This window comes from Agrococcus sp. UYP33, from assembly GCF_054060915.1.
This window is the reverse complement of record NZ_JBSSDR010000001.1, coordinates 1799626-1818611: the sequence shown is the minus strand read 5'-3', so window position 1 is coordinate 1818611 and position 18986 is coordinate 1799626. Positions and strand designations below refer to the sequence as shown.

The following is an 18986-nucleotide window of genomic DNA, read 5'->3' as shown; positions in this document are numbered from 1 at the left end:
GTCTGATCTCGATTTTCGCACGCGCGCCGTACCCCGATGCGCACGAGCACGCCACGGCGTGCGCGAGCGCTGCGCGGTAGGCTGGAGCCGTGACCAACCCCGACCCCGCAGCGCCCGTCGCCGAGCTCGGCTACGAGGCCGCGCGCGACGAGCTCGTGCGGGTCGTGCACGCGCTCGAGTCCGGTGGCGCGTCGCTCGAGGAGTCGCTCGCGCTCTGGGAGCGCGGCAACGCGCTCGCCGACCGCTGCGAGGAGTGGCTGCAGGGCGCGAAGGCCCGCCTCGACGCCGCGCGCGCCTCCGGGCCCGCCACGACGGCGCAGGAGGCCGGCCAGGCATGAGCCGCGAGCGCCGCATCGTCGCCGAGCTCGGTCGCCCGGAGACGCCCGAGGAGATGGCCGCGCGCAAGGCGGCAGCATCGAAGCGCCACCGCGACAACCAGACCTTCGGCAACCTGATCGCCGCCATCGTCGTCTGCCTCGCGGTCGTGCTCGTGATGGTGCTCGTGGTCGTCCGGCCGGGCGTGCCCGAGCGGGAGGCGTTCGACGTGCCGGCCGCCGCCGCGGCGGCGCAGCGCGTCGTCGACGCTCCGCTCGTCGTGCCCGCGCTCCCCGAGGGCTGGGCCGCGAACCTCGCCGAGCTCCGCACCGGCGCCGACGGCATCACCACCTGGTACGCCGGCTACGTCACCCCCGACGAGCAGTTCCTCTCGTTCACGCAGGCGGTCGACGCGAACCCGACCTGGCTCGTGACGGCGACTGAGGATGCCCCGCCGACCGGCGAGCGCGAGATCTCGGGCATCACCTGGACGGAGCACGACCAGCGCACCGCCGAGGATCCCGGCAACCTCGCCTACGTCCTGACGACCGAGCGCGGCGCATCCACCGTCGTCGTCGCGGGCACCGCGGGCGACGCCGAGCTGCAGACCTTCGCCGAGGCCGTGAGCGAGCAGCTCGCGGCCGGCGAGTGACCCACCACCATCACGCACGACCCGGAGGCACGACGACGTGAACGCGCAGGACCAGTACCGCATCGAGCACGACACGATGGGCGAGGTGCGCGTCCCCAAGGACGCGCTGTACGCCGCGCAGACGCAGCGTGCCGTCGAGAACTTCCCCATCTCGGGCTCGGGCCTCGAGCCCGCGCAGATCGTCGCGCTCGCCCGCATCAAGCGCGCAGCGGCGATCGCCAACCGCGAGCTCGGCATCCTCGAGGCGGATGTCGCCGACGCGATCGTCGCCGCGGCCGACGAGATCATCGGCGGTGCGCACCACGACCAGTTCCCGGTCGACACCTACCAGACGGGCTCCGGCACCTCGTCGAACATGAACATGAACGAGGTGCTCGCCACCCTCGCGACGCGCCACCGCGCCGCTGCCGGTGGCGACAACCCGGTGCACCCGAACGACCACGTCAACGCGTCGCAGTCGTCGAACGACGTCTTCCCGACCTCGGTGCACATCGCGGTCACCGGCGCGCTCATCGAGCAGGCGATCCCCGCCCTCGAGCACCTCGCCGAGGCGCTCGAGGAGAAGGCGACGCTCTGGGCGGACGCCGTGAAGCCGGGCCGCACGCACCTCATGGACGCGACGCCCGTCACGCTCGGCCAGGAGTTCGGCGGCTACGCCGCGCAGGTGCGCTACGGCATCGAGCGCATCCAGGCGGCGCTCCCCCGCGTCGCCGAGGTGCCGCAGGGCGGCACGGCCGTCGGCACGGGCATCAACACGCCGCTCGGCTTCCCCGAGCGCGTCATCGCCGAGATCGCGGCGTCGTCGGGGCTCCCGATCACGGAGGCGCGCAACCACTTCGAGGCGCAGGCCAACCGCGACGGCCTCGTCGAGGCATCCGGCGCGCTGCGCACGATCGCCGTGTCGCTCACGAAGATCAACAACGACCTGCGCTGGATGGGCTCGGGCCCGAACACGGGGCTCGGCGAGCTGCGCATCCCCGACCTGCAGCCGGGCTCGTCGATCATGCCCGGCAAGGTCAACCCGGTCGTGCCGGAGGCCGTGCTGATGGTGTGCGCGCGCATCATCGGCAACGACGCGACCGTCGCGTGGGCCGGCGCCTCCGGCTCGTTCGAGCTCAACGTGCAGATCCCGGTGATGGGCACGGCGCTGCTCGAGTCGATCCGGCTGCTCTCCAACGCGTCGCGCGTGCTCGCCGACAAGACCGTCGCGGGCCTCGAGGCCGACGTCGAGCGCGCGGCCGCGCTCGCGGGCATGAGCCCGTCGATCGTCACCCCGCTCAACCGCCTGATCGGCTACGAGGCCGCCGCGAAGATCGCGAAGCACTCGGTCAAGCAGGGCATCACCGTGCGCGAGGCGGTCATCGACCTCGGCTACGTCGAGCGCGGCGAGCTGTCGGAGGCCGACATGGACAAGGCGCTCGACCTGCTGTCGATGACGCACCCGGGCGTCGCGAAGTAGCACGCTCGACGCGAGGGGCATCCGCTGCGGCGGGTGCCCCTCGCTCGTGCGTGGGCCCGCCCGGCGAAGGGCTGGCGTCCTGCGGGAGGCTCCCCGGCGCGGCTCGTAGGCTGGGCGGATGCGCTATCCCGAGGTGAGACGAGACGACACCGTTGAGACCCTGCACGGGGAGGCGATCGCCGACCCGTACCGCTGGCTCGAGGACGGCGAGAGCGCCGAGACGGCCGCCTTCATCGAGGCGCAGAACGCGTTCGCCGAGCCGGTGCTCGCGCAGCTGCCCGCCCGTGACGCGTTCCGTGAGCGGGTGTCGGCGCTCCTCACCGCGCCGACCCGCGGCTGCCCGTGGGTGCGCGGCGGCCGTGCGTTCGCCTGGCACAGCGACGGCCAGAACCAGCCGGTGCTCGTCACCGCCGGCTCGATCGACGAGCTCGACGACCCGGCCGCCGCTCGCGTGCTGCTCGACCCGAACGGCCTCTCCGACGACGGCACGGTCGCCGTCACGATGGCCTCGGTCAACCCCGAGGGCACCCTGCTCGCCTACGGCGCGGCCGACGGCGGCTCCGACTGGCGCACCATCCGCGTCCGCGACGTCGCGACGGGTGAGGACCTCCCCGACGAGATCCGCTGGACGAAGTGGAACAGCGCGGTGTGGCTGCCCGGCGGCCGCGCGTTCAGCTACTGGGCCTACGACGCGCCCGCCGGCGACGCGCTGACCGACGAGATGGGCGCAGGCCGCCTCATGCGGCACGACGTCGGCACGGACGTGGCCGAGGATGCGGTGCTCTTCACACGCCCGGATGCGCCGCGCGTGTTCGCGCGCCACTGGCCGCGCGACGACGACTGGTTCGTCCTCTCGACCGACACCGGCTCGTCGAGCGGCAACGACCTGGCCGTGGGGCGCCACGGCGACGACGCGCTCCGGCAGCTGGTCGAGGGCCATGACCACGAGTGGAACGCGATCGGCATCCACGACGGCGCCCTGTTCGTCGTGACGGACGAGGGCGCCGCGCGCTACCGGCTCGCCGCGTTCGACCTCGCGACCGGCCGCGAGTCCACCGTCGTGCCCGAGCACGCCGAGGACGTGCTGCTCGACGCATCCCTCACGGCCACCGGCCTCGTGCTCGAGTACTCGCACGACGCGAGCCACCGCATGCAGCTCGCCACGTTCGCCGGCGAGCTCGGCGACCACGTGCCGCTCGGCGACGGCGTCTCGATCACCGGCTCCGACACGAGCCAGGACTCCGGCGTCGTGCTCGCGACCACCGAGAGCTTCGTCGACCGCGGCACCCGGCACGTCATCGAGGTCGACGGCGCACGGCTCGTCGCCCACCGCACCCTGCCGACGCCCGGCCCGGCGGCGCCCGCCGCCACCACCGAGCGCATCCGCGCGACGTCGACGGACGGCGCGACCGTGCCCGCGTTCCTCGTGCGCCCAGCCGGCGATGACGGCAGCGCGCCGCGGCCGACGCTCATCTGGGGCTACGGCGGCTTCAACATCCCGATGAACCCCGGCTTCCGCGCGGTGCTCGCCGCGTGGGTCGGCGCCGGCGGCGTGCTCGTCGTGCCCAACCTGCGCGGCGGCGGCGAGTTCGGCACCGACTGGCACAAGGGCGGCACGAAGGAGCGCAAGCAGCAGGTCTTCGACGACCTGTTCGCGATCGCCGAGCACCTCGTCGCGACCGGTGTCACGACGCACGCGCAGCTCGCGCTGCACGGCCGCTCGAACGGCGGGCTGCTCGCCGGCGCCGCGCTCACGCAGCGGCCGGAGCTGTGGGCCGCCGTGCTGCCCGGCGTCGGCGTGCTCGACATGCTGCGGTACCACCGCTTCACGATCGGCTGGGCGTGGGCGAGCGACTACGGCGACCCCGACGAGGCGGATGCGCACGCCTACCTCCGCGCCTACTCCCCGCTGCACAACGTGCGCGAGGTCGCGCATCCGCCGACGCTCATCACCACCGGCGACCACGACGACCGCGTCGTGCCCGCGCACTCCTTCAAGTTCGCGGCCGAGCTGCAGCGCGCGCAGGCGGCGGCCCGCGCAGCCGGGCTCGACGCGGATGCGCCGGTGCTGCTGAGCGTCGACACGCGCGCCGGGCATGGGATGGGCAAGCCGAAGGATGCCGCCGCGCTCGAGTTCGCCGACCAGCTGGCGTTCGCGGCGCACCACACCGGCCTCGACGACCGGCTGCGCGAGGGGCAGGCGTCGTGAGCATCGAGTGGGAGACGGCGGCCTGGGGCGCGGCGGTCGCCGAGCTCTGGGACCGCGTCGACCGCACGCCCGCCGACGAGGCGATCGCCGCTATGCGGTCGCTCGCGGCCGCGTACCCGGGCGACGACGGGCGCGCGGCGTTCGAGCTCGCGGGGATGCTCGACTCGCTGGGCCGAGAGCACGACGCGGAGCGCGAGTACGAGCGGGCGCTCGCGCTCGGCCTCGACGCCGAGCGGCACGCGCAGCTCGCGGTGCAGTACGGCTCGACGCTGCGCAACACCGGCCGCATCGACGAGGCGATCGCGGTGCTCGAGGCGGCACCCGAGCATCCGTCGACCGGGGCGTCGCCGCGCGTGTTCCTCGCCCTCGCGCTGCACAGCGCCGGCCGCCACGACGAGGCGCTGCGGGTCGTCATCGAGGCGCTCGAGCCGACGCTCCCCCGCTACAACCGCTCGGTGCGCGCCTACGCCGAGGCCCTCACCGACGACGGGCCGCCCGCCGCCTGATCCGCTCGCCGGGGGCGGGTCAGCAGCAGCGGCCCTCGGGGTTGGCGTCCTGGCGGCGGTACTCGTCGCGCCAGAACGCGCGCTCCGTCATCGGCTCGCGGTCGGGGTGCACCAGCCGCTCGTGGTCGACGTAGGCCTGGTACTTCGACTCGCCCGTCACGCCCTTCGCCCACCAGACGAGCCCGCGCCACGCACGCGCGAGGAGCGCACCGGCGGCTGCCGGGCGCCCCTCGCTCGCGGATGCGGTCATCTCAGTGGCCGGTCCGGCGACGCTGCTGCTCGGCCGGCAGCGCGTCCCACTGCTTCTGGATCTCGCGCTCCTCGGGCGTCGGCAGGAAGCCGGCCGGGGCGAAGATCGCCGACTCGGTGCGCTCGTCCTCGTGGTCGACGACCTCGGTGGAGCGGAACGCCTTGATGACGTTCGCGACCGAGAAGCAGATCACCACGATCGTGAGCACCACGAAGATGATCGAGAGCGTGCCCTGGATCATCGTGTTGCGCACCACCGACTCGAGCGCGGCGACGCCCTCGGTCGTGCCGACCGACGTCTCCCCCGCCGCGAGCGCGTCGCGGAAGCGGAAGTGGTTGGCCCAGTAGCCGACGGCGGGCACCGGCGAGAACACCTTGAACGCGGAAGCGGTGACGGTGACGACCGTCACGAACGCGAGCGGCACCGCCACGATCCACAGCGAGCGGAAGGTGCGGCGCTTCGCCACGATCGCGAGCACGACCGCGAGCGCGATCGCGGCGAGCAGCTGGTTGGCGATGCCGAACAGCGGGAACAGCGTGTTGATGCCGCCCAGCGGGTCGGTGACGCCCATGATCAGCACCGCGCCCCACGCGGCGACCATGATCGCCGTGCAGATCCAGGCGCCGAGCGTCCAGGACGTGTCCTTGAACTTCGGGAAGACGTTGCCGAGCGAGTCCTGCAGCATGAAGCGCGCGACACGGGTGCCTGCGTCCACCGCGGTGAGGATGAAGAGCGCCTCGAACATGATCGCGAAGTGGTACCAGAACGACATCATCGCCGGGCCGCCGATCCAGCTCTGCATGATCTGCGCGAGGCCGAGGGCGAGCGTCGGCGCGCCGCCGGTGCGGGAGACGATCGACTCCTCGCCGACCGCGGCTGCGGTGGCGGAGAGCTGCTCGGGCGTGACGCTCACACCGGTGAGGCCGAGCGACTGCACGAAGGCGGCAGCGCCCTCGATCGTGCCCTGCGTGTTCGCGGCCGACGAGTTCATCGCGTAGTAGATGCCCTGGTCGATCGAGATCGCGGCGACGAGCGCCATGATCGCGACGAACGACTCCATGAGCATGCCGCCGTACCCGAGGAGGCGCGTCTGCTTCTCCTTCTCGACCATCTTCGGCGTCGTGCCCGAGGCGATGAGCGCGTGGAAGCCCGAGAGGGCGCCGCACGCGATCGTCACGAACAGGAAGGGGAAGAGCGAGCCCGGCCACACCGGTCCGCTGTCACCGGCGGCGAACTCCGTGAACGCGGGCACCGAGATCTCGGGGCGGACGAAGATGATCGCGAGCGCGAGCGCGACGATCACGCCGATCTTCATGAACGTCGAGAGGTAGTCGCGCGGCGTGAGCAGGATCCAGACCGGCAGCACCGCGGCGAGGAAGCCGTAGATGACGATGCCCCACGCGATCGTGACGCGGTCGAGCGTGAAGAGCTCCTGGCCCCACGCGGTCTCGGCGACCATGCCGCCGCCGATGATCGCGGCCATGAGCAGCACGAAGCCGATGATCGAGATCTCGAGCACCTTGCCCGGGCGGATCCAGCGCAGGTAGACGCCCATGAAGAGCGCGATCGGGATGGTCATGGCGACCGAGAAGACGCCCCACGGGCTCTCGCCGAGCGCGTTGACGACGACGAGCGCGAGGATCGCCGTGATGATCACCATGATGAGGAGCGTCGCGAGGATCGCGGCGGCGCCACCGACGCGGCCGAACTCGTCGCGCGCCATCTGGCCGAGCGAGCGGCCGCCGCGGCGCATCGAGAAGAACATCACGAGGTAGTCCTGCACCGCGCCCGCGAGCACGACGCCGACGATGATCCAGATCGTGCCCGGCAGGTAGCCCATCTGCGCGGCGAGCACAGGGCCGACGAGCGGGCCGGCGCCGGCGATGGCGGCGAAGTGGTGGCCGAAGAGCACCCGGCGGTCGGTGGCGACGTAGTCGCGGCCGTTCGCCTTGTACTCGGCCGGCGTCGCGCGCGTGTCGTCGGGGCGGACGATCTTGCGCTCGATGTACTTCGAGTAGAAGCGGTAGAAGATCAGGTATGTCGCGACGGACGCGAACACGAACCAGATCGCGTTGACGGTCTCGCCGCGGACGACGGCGAGCATCACCCAGGCGATGCCGCCGAGCAGCGCGATGGCCGCCCACAGCGCGATCTTCAGCGGCGTCCACCGCTTGGATGTGGTCTCCTCAGCCGCCGTGGGCGGCAGCTCGGGCTTCGATGTGGCGACGTCGGCCATCGGTGGATCCTTCTCTGCGCGTGGGATGTGCGGGTCGTACCCAGGGAAAGCCTAGCCCGGCCATAGCGACGGGGAGCCCTCCTGTGCGCCGGTCGCACCGCCCGCACCCCCGCGCCGCGCGCCTCAGTCGAGCGGGTCGTGGCCCCAGTTCATGAGCGAGTAGCGCCACGGCGTCTCGGCGACGTCGCCGTCGGGCCGCTGCTTCGCGTGCCGCGCGACGTAGCCGACGACCTTCCGCATGTGGGCGTAGTCGTCGTCGGACAGGTCGGCCTGCTTCGTCCGGAGGATGTCGACGATCCGTCGCCCTGAGGCGTGGCCCGTCGACTCGTCCCCCTCGTGCTCCTTCTGGCCGACGGCACGCGACTCGTCCGTCTCCAGCCACCGCTCGATCTCCGACGCCGTCATCGTCACGGCCTCGTGGAAGTCGTCCCTGATCTGACTGCGCTCGTCGTCGTCCATGGTCACGATCCTGCACGCTCCGACCGGCCGTCGCCAAGGGATCCGTCGGCGATCGACCGCTCCACCGCGTCGACGACCGCTCGCGCGCGATCCACGGCGTCGCTCTGCGCCGCGGGTGTCGCGTCGCCGAGGGCGAGCGCCTCCGTCGCGCGAGCCTGGAACCCCGCCGGCGCGTGCGGCAGCCGCGCCGCCGCCGCGATCAGGCCCTTCTCGTGGGTCGCCCACGCGCTGTCGCGGCCGTGGATCGCATGCGCCGCGGTCAGCAGCGCATGCGCGATGCTCAGCGCCACGAAGGCGGCGTCGCCTCGCTCCGCGGCCTTCGCGGCTCCGTCGAGGGCGAAGCGCGCCTCCCAGGTCCGTGCCGCGAGCGCCGCGGCGAGCGCGTCCGGCATCCACTGCATCTCACCTCGTCGGCCCTCGAGCTCGCCGTCGGGATCGGCGAGGATGCGGCTCAGCGCGAGCTCCCCGCAGTACGACACGTCGAGGAATCCCAGCGGATGTCCGGCCTGCGCGTGGAAGGCGTGCTCGCCCCCGAGCGCCCGTGACCACTGGGCGTCGACGCGCGCGAGGTCGCGGCGGATCCAGTCGACGGCCGTGCCCTCGACCTCGAGCCAGGCGCCGCCGTCGACCCACGGCCCCCACGCACCGGAGGACGTCCAGGCCGTCGGCGCATGCGACCACGCGTCGGCGAGCTCCGCGATCGCGGCCTCGTCGACGGCGCCGCTGAGGTAGACGCCCACGTCGACGTCCGAGTCCGGGCGGGCGAGCCCCCGCACCCGAGAGCCGCCGAGCACCACCCCTGCCACGCCGTCGATGCGGACGAGGTCGCTCGCCATGGCGAAGAGCGTGGCGTCGTCGAGCATGCGACCGAGCCTAGGCAGTCGCGGCGCTGCCGCGCGAGCGCTCAGCGCCGCAGCACGAGGCGTGAGAGCGCGTTCCCGACGGCCTGCACGAGCTGCGTGATGACGATGATGATGACGAGCGCGCTCCACGTGACGACGGGTTCGAACTGCCGGAAGCCGTAGGAGAGCGCGTAGTCGCCGAGCCCATCGCCACCGACGATGCCCGCGACGGCGGACATGTCGATGAGCGCGACGATCGCGAAGGTGAAGCCGAGGATGAGCGGACCGAACGCTTCGGGGAGGATCACGGTGCGGATGATCCGCCACGGACCCGCACCCATCGCACGCGCAGCCTCGATGACGCCCGGCTCCACCGAGACCAGGTTCTGCTCGACGATGCGCGCGATGCCGAACGTGGCCGCGATCGAGATCGAGAAGACGATCATCTCGTTGCCGATGCCCGTGCCGATCACGAGCCTGGCGATGGGCTGCATGGCGGCGAGGAAGATGATGAACGGGATCGGCCGGAACGTGTTGACCAGCACGTTGAGGACCCAGAAGACGATCGGCTGCTGCAGCACGCCGCCCTTGCGGGTCACGTAGAGCGCGGTGCCGACGATGAGGCCGGCGGTGCCGCCGAACAGCAGTGAGAGCGCGACGAGCCACAGGGTGACCCCCGTCTGCTCCAGCAGCGCGGGGAGCAGCCCGGACACCTGAGCGATGAGCTCGCTCATGCGAGCACCTCCTGGACGTGGACGCCGCCGCCGAGACCGGAGAGCGCGGTCTCGACGGCATCGGCCTCGCCTCGCACCGCGATGGTCAGCAGTCCGTAGACGCGGCCCTGGATGTCGTCGACGCCGCCGTGCACGAGCTGGAAGTCGACGCCCGCACGCGCGAGCGCGGCGAACACCCGCGCGTCGGATGCGCCGGTGTCGGTGAACGAGATGGTGAAGAGTCGGCCCTCGTGCCGAGCCCGCAGCGCTTGCAGGGCATCGCCGTCCGGCAGCGCACGCACGACCGTCTTCACGAAGCGCTTCGCAGTGTCCGTCTGCGGGCGAGTGAAGACGTCATAGGTGTCGCCGCTCTCCACGACGCGGCCGCGGTCCATGACGGCGACCTTGGCGGCGATGCGGGCGATCACGTCCATCTCATGCGTGATGACGACGATCGTGACGCCGAGCTCGCGGTTGACGCGCGCGAGCAGGTCCAGCACTTCGTCCGTGGTCTCCGGGTCGAGCGCGCTGGTGGCTTCGTCGGCGAGCAGGATGGAAGGCGATGCGGCCAGCGCGCGTGCGATCCCGACGCGCTGCTGCTGACCGCCGGAGAGCTGCTCGGGGTACGCGTCGGCCTTCTCCTCGAGCCCGACGAAGCGCAGCAGCTCGTCGACCCGGGCCGCGCGCTCGGCCCGCGGCATGCCGACCACCTCGAGCGGATACGCGACGTTGCCGCGGATCGAGCGTGAGCGCAGCAGGTTGAACCGCTGGAAGATCATGCCGATGCCTTGGCGCACGCGGCGCAGCTCACCGGCCGGCAACGCTGTGATGTCGACGCCGTCGATCTCGATCGAGCCGGCAGTGACCGGCTCCAGCCCGTTGATGAGGCGCACCAGCGTGGACTTGCCGGCACCGGAGTAGCCGATGACGCCATGCACCTCGCCGCGCTCGATCGAGACGGAGACCCCGTCGACGGCGGCGACCGGCGTGCCGCCACGCCTGGAAGGGGGGTACGACTTGCTGACGTCGGTGAGCTGGATGTGTGGCATGGCGCTCTCTGGCTCGTGGCGATCGGGGGTCGTGCGGCACGGGCGCCCGGCGGTTCGCCGTCGCCCGCGCCGGTGGATCAGCCCTGCGCCTGGAGCGACTCCTCGACCTCGACGAGCGAGGCTTGCAGATCCGCGGCGGGGGTGGTCGCGAACACAGCGGTGCCGCCGGCGACCTCCTGCAGGCCGTCCAGCACCTCCTGGTTCGACTGGAAGATCTCGACGAGCTGCAGCAGCACCTCGTTGTCTGCGTCGTCTGCGCGCGCCGCGAAGATGTTGACGTAGGGCAGTGCCGCCTCGTCGCTCGGGTCGTCGGCGACGAGCGCGTCCTGCGACGACAGCCCGGCGGGGCCGAGGAAGTCGTTGTTCACGATCGCAGCAGCGACATCGGGCAGCGAGTTGACGGTCAGTGCAGCGTCGACCGCCTCCACCTCGACCCGCGACTCGGGCAGCACGTCCTCGAGCGTCGACGCCGGGCTGCCGCCCTCCGCGAGCGCGATGAGGCCGGCCGACTGCAGCACGAGCAGGCCGCGCGCCTGGTTGACGGTGTCGTTCGGGACCACGACGGTCTCGCCGTCGGGGATGTCGTCGACGGACTCGTACTTGTCCGAGTAGAGGCCCAGCGGGTAGATCGCGGTCGCCCCGATCGGCTGCAGGTCTTCGCCCGACGACACGTTGTAATCGCCGAGGTACTGGACGTGCTGGAACTGGTTGACGTCGAGCTCGCCCTCGCTGAGGGCGGGGTTCGGCTGCGTGTACTCGGTGAAGTCGACGATGTCGAGCTGGATGCCCTCGGCCTCGACCGCCGCTTCGTACACGGCCCAATAGGGGTCCGAGGCGCCCACGACGCCGAGCTGCACAGGGTTCTCGGCGGAGCCGAGCTCAGCGCTCTCGGAGCTGGCGGCGCTGCTGCAGCCGACGAGGGCGACGGCGAGGCCGACGGTGCCGGCGATGGCGAGCGGACGGGCGGTGCGGATGCGCATGGTGGCTCCTTCTTGGGGGATGCACCGACGGTACGTATCTGACAGCCATCGCTGCCAATCCGCGCGTCACGAACCGTCACAGAGCGGCGGCATCCGTGCTCACACTGCCCCGCCGGCGCCCGCTGCAGCCGCGATCGCGTTGCCGAGCAGGAGTGCCGGCCCGAACGGCACGGTGCGCCGACCCGCCACGAGCGCGGCAGCGCCGAGGACGCCGCCGAGCATGACGGATGCGGCGAGGCCGGTGAGCGGCGCGGCCCATCCGAGCGTCGCCGTCGCGAGCGCGAGCGCGAGGCCGAGCTTGACGTCGCCCATCCCCATGCCGCCCGCGACCGCCATCGCGAGCAGCACGAGGCCGCAGGCGAGCGCGGCGAGCGGCGCGAGGTCGCCCTGGACGAGGCGGACGGTGCCGGCGGCCGCACCGAGCAGCAGCAGCGGCACGGTCAGCGCGTTCGGCAGCCGCCGCTCGGCGACGTCGATGCGGGCGAGCGCCGGCGTGAGCGCCGCCGCGACCGCGAGCGGCACGATCACGACCGCATCCCAGCCGCCGAGCGCGAGCAGCGATGTCGTGATCACCGCGGTCGGCGCGCCGAGCAGGTCGACCGCTCGCGCGCGATGCCACGCGCGATGCCGCGAGCGCAGCCGCACCGCCTCCGCCGACGTCGTCGTCACCCGGGCGACGCTAGTCCGGCGCTCCCCCGCCCCGCCGCCGCTCTCCACAGCGTCCGATCGGTAGGCGCGAAGCCGAGCCGGTTTCATAACACTGCTATCTTTCTGCTCCCGCGTCACTGAGGATGGGGGACAGCGCGACGCAGCGTGCGGCGCCCCGTGTGAGGAGACCCCATGAAGGGCACGTTCGTGATCAGCGCCGGCGCCGCACTCGCGCTCGTCGCGCTCGGCGGTGCACCCGCGCTCGCGGCCGGCGACGACTCGACGGTGTCGGTGCTGCACATGATCCCCGGCATCACGGTCGACGCGTACATCAACGGCGAGGAGGCGATCACCGACTTCGAGCCGGGCGAGCTGACCGACCCGATCCAGCTCGCGCCGGGCGTCTACGACGTGCAGCTCTACTACGACGGCGAGACCCCCGACACCGCCGAGCCCGCCGTCGAGGCGCTCGGCGTCGAGGTGCCTGCGGGGCAGAACCTCACGATCACCGGCAACCTGACCGCGGACGACCAGCCGACGCTCTCGGTGTTCTCGAACAGCACCGAGCCGGTCGCGGCCGGGCAGGCGAGGCTGACCGTCCGCCACCTCGCCGCCGCACCCGCCGTCGACGTGCGCGCCGACGGCGCGGTGATCGCCGGGAACCTGACGAATCCGGACGAGGCGCTGCTCGAGGTGCCGGTCGGCGCCGTCTCCGTCGACGTGGTGCTCGCCGGCACCGACGACGTCGTGATCGGGCCGGTGGACGTCGAGCTGGCGGAGGGCGCGAACACGATCGTGACGGCGTGGGGCAACGCGCGGCAGGAGAGCCTGCAGCTCGCGGTGCAGGTGGTCGATGCGCATACCCCGCCGAGCGGCGTGCCCTCGGGCCTCGGCGGCGCCGGAGCGCAGGGCGCGCTGGGCGTCCTGCTCGCCGTCGCCGGCGCGGTCGGCCTCGCCGCCGTCGCCCGGCGCGCGTCGCGCGCTCGTGCAGCGCGCCCGTGACGCCTGCCGTCGCCCTGCTGCGACACGCCCGGGATGCAGCGGCCGCGATCGCTGCAACCGCGCACGGGGTCCCCGCCGATATGGAGGTAGACGGCGCATCCGGCGCCGCGCACCTCGAGGAGACCACCATGAAGCGCAAGCTCGCGATCGGCATCGGCGCCGCTCTCGCTCTGACGGCAGCCGGCGGCGCACCCGCCATGGCAGCCGAGACCGACTCGACCGTCTCGGTGCTGCACGCCGTGCCCGGCATCACCGTCGACGTCTTCATCAACGGCGAGGAGGCCATCAGCGACTTCGAGCCCGGCACCCTGACCGACCCGATGATGCTCGCGGCCGGCAGCTACGACATCCAGGTGTTCGCCGACGGCGGCACCCCCGACACGGCCGAGCCCGCCATCGAGGCGATGGGCGTCGCCGTGCCCGAGTCGGCCAACCTGACGCTCGTCGCGCACCTCACGGAGGGCGGGGACCCGACGCTCTCGGCGTTCGCGAACGACACCGAGCCCGTCTCCGCCGGTCAGGCCCGCCTCACGGTGCGCCACCTGGCCGCCGCACCCGCCGTCGACGTGCGCGCGAACGGCACCGCGATCGTCGAGGGCCTCACGAACCCCGATGAGGCCGCGCTCGAGACCGCGGCGGGCGCCGTCTCGGCGGACGTCGTGCTCGCGGGCACCGACACCGTCGCGATCGGTCCGGCCGACCTCGACCTCGCGGAGGGCGCGAACAGCATCGTGACCGCCTGGGGCAGCGCCGAGGACGGCAACCTCGCCCTCGCGGTGCAGGTCGTGGAGGCGCACAGCGCGCCGAGCGGCGTGCCCTCGGGCCTGGGCGGCGCGGAGGACCAGCGAGCGCTGGCCATCTCGCTGCTGCTCGCCGGAGCGCTCGGCCTCGCGCTGATCGCCACGAAGACGCTGCGCCCCGCAAGGGAGCGCGGCTGAGCATGGACGCTGAGCGGGGGCTCTCGTCGCGCATCGCGCGGCGGGAGCCTCCCGTGCGTCCTGGCTCCCGCGGCGGTCGCGTGGCTACCGTGGCCGCCGCGGTCATCGCCGTCGCGGCGCTCGGGACCGGCGCCGTGCTGCTCGCGCAGCTGCCGTCGGCGCCGAGCGTCGCGCCGCAGCCGAGCGCCTCGCTCGCTGCGGGCGCCGGCCCGACGGAGCCGGCTGCGCCCAGCGCATCCGCCCCGCCGTCCGGCACCATCCCGACCGGGGTGGGCGTGCGCGACGCCTCGCCGCCCGCACCGGTCGCGGTCGACGCGCCGGCCGCGGTGCGCGTGCCGTCGGTGGACCTCGAGCTCGGTGTGGTCCCCGTCGGCGTGCGCGACGACGGCCAGATGGATGTGCCCGACCTCGTGCGCGAGATCGGCTGGTACCGCTTCGGCCCGGCGCCCGGCGCCGACGCCGGCTCCGCGGTCTTCGCCGCCCACGTGGACAGCGACATCGGCAGCGCGCCGATGGCGTCGGTGCTGCGGGCGGCGGAGGGCGACGCGGTCGAGATCTCGACGGCCTCCGGCGCCGAGCTGCGCTACCGCATCACGAGCATCGAGCAGGTGTCGAAGGACGAGCTGCGGCTCGACGCGCTGTTCGCCCGCGACGGGGAGCACGTCGTGCGCCTCGTCACCTGCGGCGGCGAGTGGGATGCCGCCGCGGGCGCCTACGAGGACAACATCGTCGTCACCGCCGTCCTGGACGCGCCGTGAGGCGCATGGCCCGGTGATACCGTCTGGCCGTGGACGAGGGAGTGACGGATGTCGAGCGGCTGTCGCTCGCGTTCGCGGCCGGCGCCTCCCCCGAGACGCTGCGCCTGGCGTACGAGCGCTGGGGCGGCATGGTCTACGCGATCGCCTGCCGGGCGATGGCCCCGCACGATGCGGAGGATGTGGTGCAGCAGACCTTCGTCTCCGTCTGGCGGTCCCGCGACGCGTATGACGCCGCGAACGGGCCGCTCGGCGCCTGGATCATCGCGATCGCCCGCCGGCGCATCGCGGACCACTACCGCAGCCGCACCGCCAAGGAGCAGGCCTTCGACCCCCACGACCTCGCGGAGCGCCTCGAGCACGGTGAGGGCGACCCAGTGCTCGACGCCGTGGCCGACGCGCTCACCGTCCAGGAGGAGCTCGAGCGAATCGGCGAGCCCCAGCGCACCATCGTCCGGCTCGCGGTGCTCGAGGACCGCTCGACCGCCTCGATCGCCGAGGCGCTCGACATGCCGATCGGCACCGTGAAGAGCCACTTGTCGCGAGCGCTCCGAAGACTCAGGGAGAGATGGGAGGACACCCATGCAGCACCTGTCGACTGACGCGCTCACCGCGCTCGCGCTGGGCGAGTCCGACGCGAGCGCCGAGCACCTCGCGACCTGCGCGCACTGCCGAGCGGAGGTGTCGTCGCTCCGCGACGCGGCCGACCGCTTCCGCGCCGCCGACGTCTCGCCGGTCGAGCCGCCCGCAGCGGTCTGGGACCGGATCGCCGCCGACATCGCCGCCCTCGACGAGCCGACCGCCGCGCCGATCGCGCAGCCGGCCATGCCGGCGACGCGCGCCGTTGCATCGACCCGCTCGCCCGACGTCGCCCGTCGCCGGCGCTTCAGCGGCCGTGCGCTCATCGCCGCATGCGCGGCGTCCGCGCTCGTCGCGGCGAGCCTCGCGGTGCTGCTCGTGACGCAGCTCGGCGGCGGCCCCCGGTCGATCGACGTCGCGGGCGCTGTGCTCGAGCCGCTCGGCTCGAGCGTCGCACCCGCCCGCGCCGAGGTGATCGAGCGCGATGGCCAGCGCCTGCTCGTCGTCGACGCGGATGCGCTGCCCACCGTCGACGGGTACCTCGACGTGTGGCTGCTCGACGCGGACGCGCAGCAGATGGTGAGCCTGGGCGTCATGGACGCGGCCTCCACCGAGCTCGCGCTGCCCGCAGACCTCGACCTCGCGGCGTTCCCGGTCGTCGACGTCTCGGTCGAGCCCTACGACGGCGACCCGACGCACTCGGGCGCCAGCATCTGGCGCGGCGCGCTCGAGCTCTGACTCAGCGGTGCGGCCACTCCGCGAGCGCGGCACCGATACGGCGGCGGGTCACCGCGCTCACCGGCTCGACGAGCTCGAGCAGCGGCTCGACCGGCGCGCTCGGATCAGCGGCCGACCCCCGGGCGGTCGCGCGGCGTGATCGCGCGGCGCCGGAGCGTACGGCGGCGCGCGACGCCGGGAACCGCCACGTGCCGACCGCTGCGCCGTCGACGACGACCATGGGCCGGAAGACACCGTTGCCGCCCGGCACGACCGCCGCCAGCACCGCGGGGCTCGCGACGAGCGACCGGTCGCGGTAGCCGAGCAGCAGCTCGTCGAAGCCCGGCACGAGCACGACGTCGGAGGGCTCCCCCGCCGCGCCCGCGACGACGAGCATCTCTCGGCCCCCGACGAGCACGGCCTCGAGCCCCTCGATGCGGGCGAGCGACGCGCGCACGATCGTCTTCGGCAGCCCGAGCCACCACGCGACGTCATCGGGGTGCACGGGGCCGCGCGCCCCGACGAAGCGGCGGAGCGCCTCGTCGAGCGCACGATCCGGCTCCGGGACCGAGGGGCGCGGCCCGCCGACGAGCAGCTGGTCGGGGCCGTCGAACGGGCCGAAGCGCAGGATCCCGTCGTAGGAGCCGAGCGCGAGCAGGTGGTAGCCGCGACCGCCGGCCGTCGAGACACCGGCCGCCTCCCACGCGGCGAGCATCGCGGAGCGGAGCACCGGCCCGTCCGCGAGCACCTCGACCAGCACGTCGGCCGCCCGCTCTGCGGTCGCGTGGTCGATGCCGCGCACCTCGCACATGCGCCACTCCTGCCGGCGCATCCGCTCGGCCGTCCAGGCGTGCAGCACGGCGAGGTCGTCTGCCGCGGCGACGAAGAGCGTGCCGCGCATCGCCCACGAGCGCACGAGGCCGTCGTCGAACGCGGCGCGCACGTCGTCGAGGGTCGTCCCGGGCATCGAGCGCGCCGCGATCGCGCGCAGCACCGCCGGCAGGTCCTGCCCCTGCAGGGCGACCGCATGGCGGACAGCCTCGAGCGGCGTGCGCGTCGAGCCGAGCCATCCGCCGTTGACGAGCCCCTGCGAGACCATGCGCATGCGCCGCGCCTCGACCGCCGTCAGCTCCCGCACCCCGCCGACGCTACTCGGCAGCGCTCCTCGGCAGTGCCGACACGGCGGCGTGGACCCCGGACGCCGAAGGACCCGACCCCGGCTGCGGGACCCGAGATCTGGGGTCCGGCATCCGGAATCGGGTCCGCGATCGGCGGTCAGTCCTCCAACAGGCTCGTCACGAGCGCCGCGATGCGGCTGCGCTCGCTGCGCTGCAGCGTGATGTGACCGAAGAGGTCGTGCCCCTTGAGCGTCTCGATGACGCTCGCGACGCCGTCGTGGCGGCCGACGCGCAGGTTGTCGCGCTGCGCCACGTCGTGCGTCAGCACGACGCGCGAGTTCTGGCCGATGCGGCTCAGCACCGTGAGCAGCACGTTGCGCTCGAGCGACTGCGCCTCGTCGACGATCACGAACGCGTCGTGCAGCGAGCGGCCGCGGATGTGCGTGAGCGGCATCACCTCGAGCATGCCGCGGGCCGCGACCTCGTCGAGCACGTTGTCGCTCACGAGCGCGCCGAGCGTGTCGTAGATCGCCTGGCCCCACGGGTTCATCTTCTCGGCGGCGTCGCCCGGGAGGTAGCCGAGCTCCTGACCGCCGACCGCGTAGAGCGGGCGGAAGACGATGACCTTCTTGTGCAGCCGCCGCTCGAGCACCGCCTCGAGGCCCGCCGCGAGCGCGAGCGCCGACTTGCCGGTGCCGGCGGAGCCGCCGAGCGAGACGATGCCCACCTCGTTGTCGAGCAGCAGGTCGATCGCGAGCCGCTGCTCGGCCGAGCGGCCGTGCACGCCGAAGACCTCGCGGTCGCCGCGCACGAGCGAGACCTCGCCGCGGCGGGTGACGCGGCCGAGCGCCGAGCCGCGCTCGGACGAGATGACGAGGCAGGTGTTGATGGGCAGGTCGGCGACCTTGCTGGTGTCGAGCCGCTCGTCCTCGTAGAGCCGGTTGATCTGCTCGCCGGAGAGCGCGAGCTCCGCCGTGCCGGTCCATCCCGAGTCCACCGCCTGCTCGGCGAGGTACTCCTCGGCCGGCAGCCCGATCGACGCGGCCTTCACGCGCATCGGCATGTCCTTCGAGACGATGCAGACGTCGAGCCCGTCGCCCGCGAGGTTCGAGGCGACCGCGAGGATGCGCGAGTCGTTGTCGCCGAGCTGGAGTCCGCTCGGCAGCACCTGCTGGTTGGAGTGGTTCAGCTCGACCCGCAGGCTCCCGCCGCCCTCGGTCGGCACCGGGAAGTCGAGCCGCTCGTGCGTGACCCGCAGGTCGTCGAGGTTCCGCAGCGCCTTGCGCGCGAAGTAGCCGATCTCCGGGTCGTGCCGCTTCTTCTCGAGCTCGGCGATCACGATCACGGGGATCACGACGGCATGCTCGGCGAAGCGGTGGATCGCCCCCGGATCGGACAGCAGCACGCTCGTGTCGAGCACGTAGGTGCGCTGGCGGGTGTCAAGGCCCTCTGCCTCGGCGACGCCGCTCTGGGGGGTGGTGGCGAGTTCAGGCACGTGACGCTCCCTTGCCGACCCTGGGGTCGGTATCACGCGGCCGTCACCTCCGTGTTGCTCGCGG

Annotated in this window: 20 protein-coding genes; 10 read left to right on the top strand and 10 right to left on the bottom strand. The window is 73.0% G+C overall.

Annotation, left to right across the window (positions count from 1 at the left end; all coding sequences use genetic code 11):
- Nucleotides 1–89 precede the first annotated feature (89 nt).
- The 5 genes from ACVWW9_RS08900 to ACVWW9_RS08880 all read left to right on the top strand — a co-directional run bounded on the left by ACVWW9_RS08900 (nt 90) and on the right by ACVWW9_RS08880 (nt 5141).
- Nucleotides 90–338, top strand: a complete 249-nt coding sequence (locus ACVWW9_RS08900) for an exodeoxyribonuclease VII small subunit (protein WP_456515197.1) — start codon at nt 90–92, stop codon at nt 336–338.
- Entirely contained in the window at nt 335–967 is a 633-nt protein-coding gene (locus ACVWW9_RS08895; protein WP_456515196.1) for a DUF4245 domain-containing protein, read from the top strand. The genes ACVWW9_RS08900 and ACVWW9_RS08895 overlap by 4 nt, the downstream gene beginning before the upstream one ends.
- Before the next feature lie 37 nt (nt 968–1004).
- Nucleotides 1005–2426 (top strand): class II fumarate hydratase, encoded by a 1422-nt coding sequence (locus tag ACVWW9_RS08890; RefSeq protein ID WP_456515195.1) that lies wholly within the window; start codon nt 1005–1007, stop codon nt 2424–2426.
- A 118-nt stretch (nt 2427–2544) separates the two neighbouring features.
- Nucleotides 2545–4635, top strand: coding sequence for a prolyl oligopeptidase family serine peptidase (locus tag ACVWW9_RS08885; RefSeq protein ID WP_456515194.1), 2091 nt, complete (start codon nt 2545–2547; stop codon nt 4633–4635).
- Entirely contained in the window at nt 4632–5141 is a 510-nt protein-coding gene (locus ACVWW9_RS08880; protein WP_456515193.1) for a tetratricopeptide repeat protein, read from the top strand. Before ACVWW9_RS08885 ends, ACVWW9_RS08880 begins: the two co-directional genes overlap by 4 nt.
- Before the next feature lie 19 nt (nt 5142–5160).
- Here ACVWW9_RS08880 and ACVWW9_RS08875 read toward each other — a convergent pair whose 3' ends face one another.
- The 8 genes from ACVWW9_RS08875 to ACVWW9_RS08840 all read right to left on the bottom strand — a co-directional run bounded on the left by ACVWW9_RS08875 (nt 5161) and on the right by ACVWW9_RS08840 (nt 12339).
- Entirely contained in the window at nt 5161–5391 is a 231-nt protein-coding gene (locus ACVWW9_RS08875; RefSeq protein WP_456515192.1) for a YbdD/YjiX family protein, read from the bottom strand.
- Nucleotide 5392: 1 nt separating this feature from the next.
- Entirely contained in the window at nt 5393–7627 is a 2235-nt protein-coding gene (locus ACVWW9_RS08870; RefSeq protein ID WP_456515191.1) for a carbon starvation CstA family protein, read from the bottom strand.
- A 123-nt stretch (nt 7628–7750) separates the two neighbouring features.
- Entirely contained in the window at nt 7751–8086 is a 336-nt protein-coding gene (locus ACVWW9_RS08865; protein ID WP_456515190.1) for a DUF3140 domain-containing protein, read from the bottom strand.
- Nucleotides 8087–8088: 2 nt separating this feature from the next.
- Entirely contained in the window at nt 8089–8949 is an 861-nt protein-coding gene (locus tag ACVWW9_RS08860; RefSeq protein WP_456515189.1) for a nucleotidyltransferase domain-containing protein, read from the bottom strand.
- Nucleotides 8950–8990: 41 nt separating this feature from the next.
- Nucleotides 8991–9662, bottom strand: a complete 672-nt coding sequence (locus tag ACVWW9_RS08855) for a methionine ABC transporter permease (protein ID WP_456515188.1) — start codon at nt 9660–9662, stop codon at nt 8991–8993.
- On the bottom strand, nt 9659–10690 hold the full coding sequence (locus ACVWW9_RS08850; protein ID WP_456515187.1) for a methionine ABC transporter ATP-binding protein: 1032 nt from the start codon (nt 10688–10690) through the stop codon (nt 9659–9661). The genes ACVWW9_RS08855 and ACVWW9_RS08850 overlap by 4 nt, the downstream gene beginning before the upstream one ends.
- A 77-nt stretch (nt 10691–10767) precedes the next feature.
- The gene (locus ACVWW9_RS08845) at nt 10768–11670 is read right to left on the bottom strand and encodes a MetQ/NlpA family ABC transporter substrate-binding protein (protein WP_456515186.1); all 903 of its coding nucleotides are present in this window, start codon (nt 11668–11670) and stop codon (nt 10768–10770) included.
- Nucleotides 11671–11769: 99 nt separating this feature from the next.
- The gene (locus ACVWW9_RS08840) at nt 11770–12339 is read right to left on the bottom strand and encodes a prepilin peptidase (protein WP_456515185.1); all 570 of its coding nucleotides are present in this window, start codon (nt 12337–12339) and stop codon (nt 11770–11772) included.
- Between the two features lie 171 nt (nt 12340–12510).
- On the opposite strand from ACVWW9_RS08840, the gene ACVWW9_RS08835 reads away from it, so the two are divergent.
- The 5 genes from ACVWW9_RS08835 to ACVWW9_RS08815 all read left to right on the top strand — a co-directional run bounded on the left by ACVWW9_RS08835 (nt 12511) and on the right by ACVWW9_RS08815 (nt 16330).
- Complete coding sequence (locus ACVWW9_RS08835) at nt 12511–13320, top strand: DUF4397 domain-containing protein (RefSeq protein WP_456515184.1); 810 nt, start codon at nt 12511–12513, stop codon at nt 13318–13320.
- 128 nt (nt 13321–13448) lie between these two features.
- Complete coding sequence (locus tag ACVWW9_RS08830) at nt 13449–14258, top strand: DUF4397 domain-containing protein (RefSeq protein ID WP_456515183.1); 810 nt, start codon at nt 13449–13451, stop codon at nt 14256–14258.
- Between the two features lie 89 nt (nt 14259–14347).
- Nucleotides 14348–15016, top strand: a complete 669-nt coding sequence (locus tag ACVWW9_RS08825) for a class F sortase (RefSeq protein ID WP_456515182.1) — start codon at nt 14348–14350, stop codon at nt 15014–15016.
- Nucleotides 15017–15045: 29 nt separating this feature from the next.
- Nucleotides 15046–15615, top strand: coding sequence for an RNA polymerase sigma factor (locus ACVWW9_RS08820; protein ID WP_456515181.1), 570 nt, complete (start codon nt 15046–15048; stop codon nt 15613–15615).
- On the top strand, nt 15596–16330 hold the full coding sequence (locus tag ACVWW9_RS08815) for an anti-sigma factor domain-containing protein (RefSeq protein WP_456515180.1): 735 nt from the start codon (nt 15596–15598) through the stop codon (nt 16328–16330). The genes ACVWW9_RS08820 and ACVWW9_RS08815 overlap by 20 nt, the downstream gene beginning before the upstream one ends.
- A 1-nt stretch (nt 16331) precedes the next feature.
- Here the strand turns inward: ACVWW9_RS08815 and ACVWW9_RS08810 are convergent, their stop codons facing one another.
- A complete protein-coding gene (locus ACVWW9_RS08810; RefSeq protein WP_456515179.1) occupies nt 16332–17447 on the bottom strand; it encodes a winged helix DNA-binding domain-containing protein in 1116 nt (371 codons plus the stop codon).
- Between the two features lie 137 nt (nt 17448–17584).
- Nucleotides 17585–18922 (bottom strand): PhoH family protein, encoded by a 1338-nt coding sequence (locus ACVWW9_RS08805; protein WP_354255773.1) that lies wholly within the window; start codon nt 18920–18922, stop codon nt 17585–17587.
- Nucleotides 18923–18986: the final 64 nt, after the last annotated feature.

What these genes read in the sequence shown, in the direction of transcription:
- ACVWW9_RS08885 (WP_456515194.1), top strand. Translation starts at nt 2,545, where the DNA reads ATGCGCTATCCCGAGGTGAGACGAGACGACACCGTTGAGACCCTGCAC.
- ACVWW9_RS08875 (WP_456515192.1), bottom strand. Translation starts at nt 5,391, where the DNA reads ATGACCGCATCCGCGAGCGAGGGGCGCCCGGCAGCCGCCGGTGCGCTC.
- ACVWW9_RS08895 (WP_456515196.1), top strand. Translation starts at nt 335, where the DNA reads ATGAGCCGCGAGCGCCGCATCGTCGCCGAGCTCGGTCGCCCGGAGACG.
- ACVWW9_RS08860 (WP_456515189.1), bottom strand. Translation starts at nt 8,949, where the DNA reads ATGCTCGACGACGCCACGCTCTTCGCCATGGCGAGCGACCTCGTCCGC.
- ACVWW9_RS08850 (WP_456515187.1), bottom strand. Translation starts at nt 10,690, where the DNA reads ATGCCACACATCCAGCTCACCGACGTCAGCAAGTCGTACCCCCCTTCC.
- ACVWW9_RS08845 (WP_456515186.1), bottom strand. Translation starts at nt 11,670, where the DNA reads ATGCGCATCCGCACCGCCCGTCCGCTCGCCATCGCCGGCACCGTCGGC.
- ACVWW9_RS08865 (WP_456515190.1), bottom strand. Translation starts at nt 8,086, where the DNA reads ATGGACGACGACGAGCGCAGTCAGATCAGGGACGACTTCCACGAGGCC.
- ACVWW9_RS08830 (WP_456515183.1), top strand. Translation starts at nt 13,449, where the DNA reads ATGAAGCGCAAGCTCGCGATCGGCATCGGCGCCGCTCTCGCTCTGACG.
- ACVWW9_RS08855 (WP_456515188.1), bottom strand. Translation starts at nt 9,662, where the DNA reads ATGAGCGAGCTCATCGCTCAGGTGTCCGGGCTGCTCCCCGCGCTGCTG.
- ACVWW9_RS08835 (WP_456515184.1), top strand. Translation starts at nt 12,511, where the DNA reads ATGAAGGGCACGTTCGTGATCAGCGCCGGCGCCGCACTCGCGCTCGTC.
- ACVWW9_RS08815 (WP_456515180.1), top strand. Translation starts at nt 15,596, where the DNA reads ATGCAGCACCTGTCGACTGACGCGCTCACCGCGCTCGCGCTGGGCGAG.
- ACVWW9_RS08870 (WP_456515191.1), bottom strand. Translation starts at nt 7,627, where the DNA reads ATGGCCGACGTCGCCACATCGAAGCCCGAGCTGCCGCCCACGGCGGCT.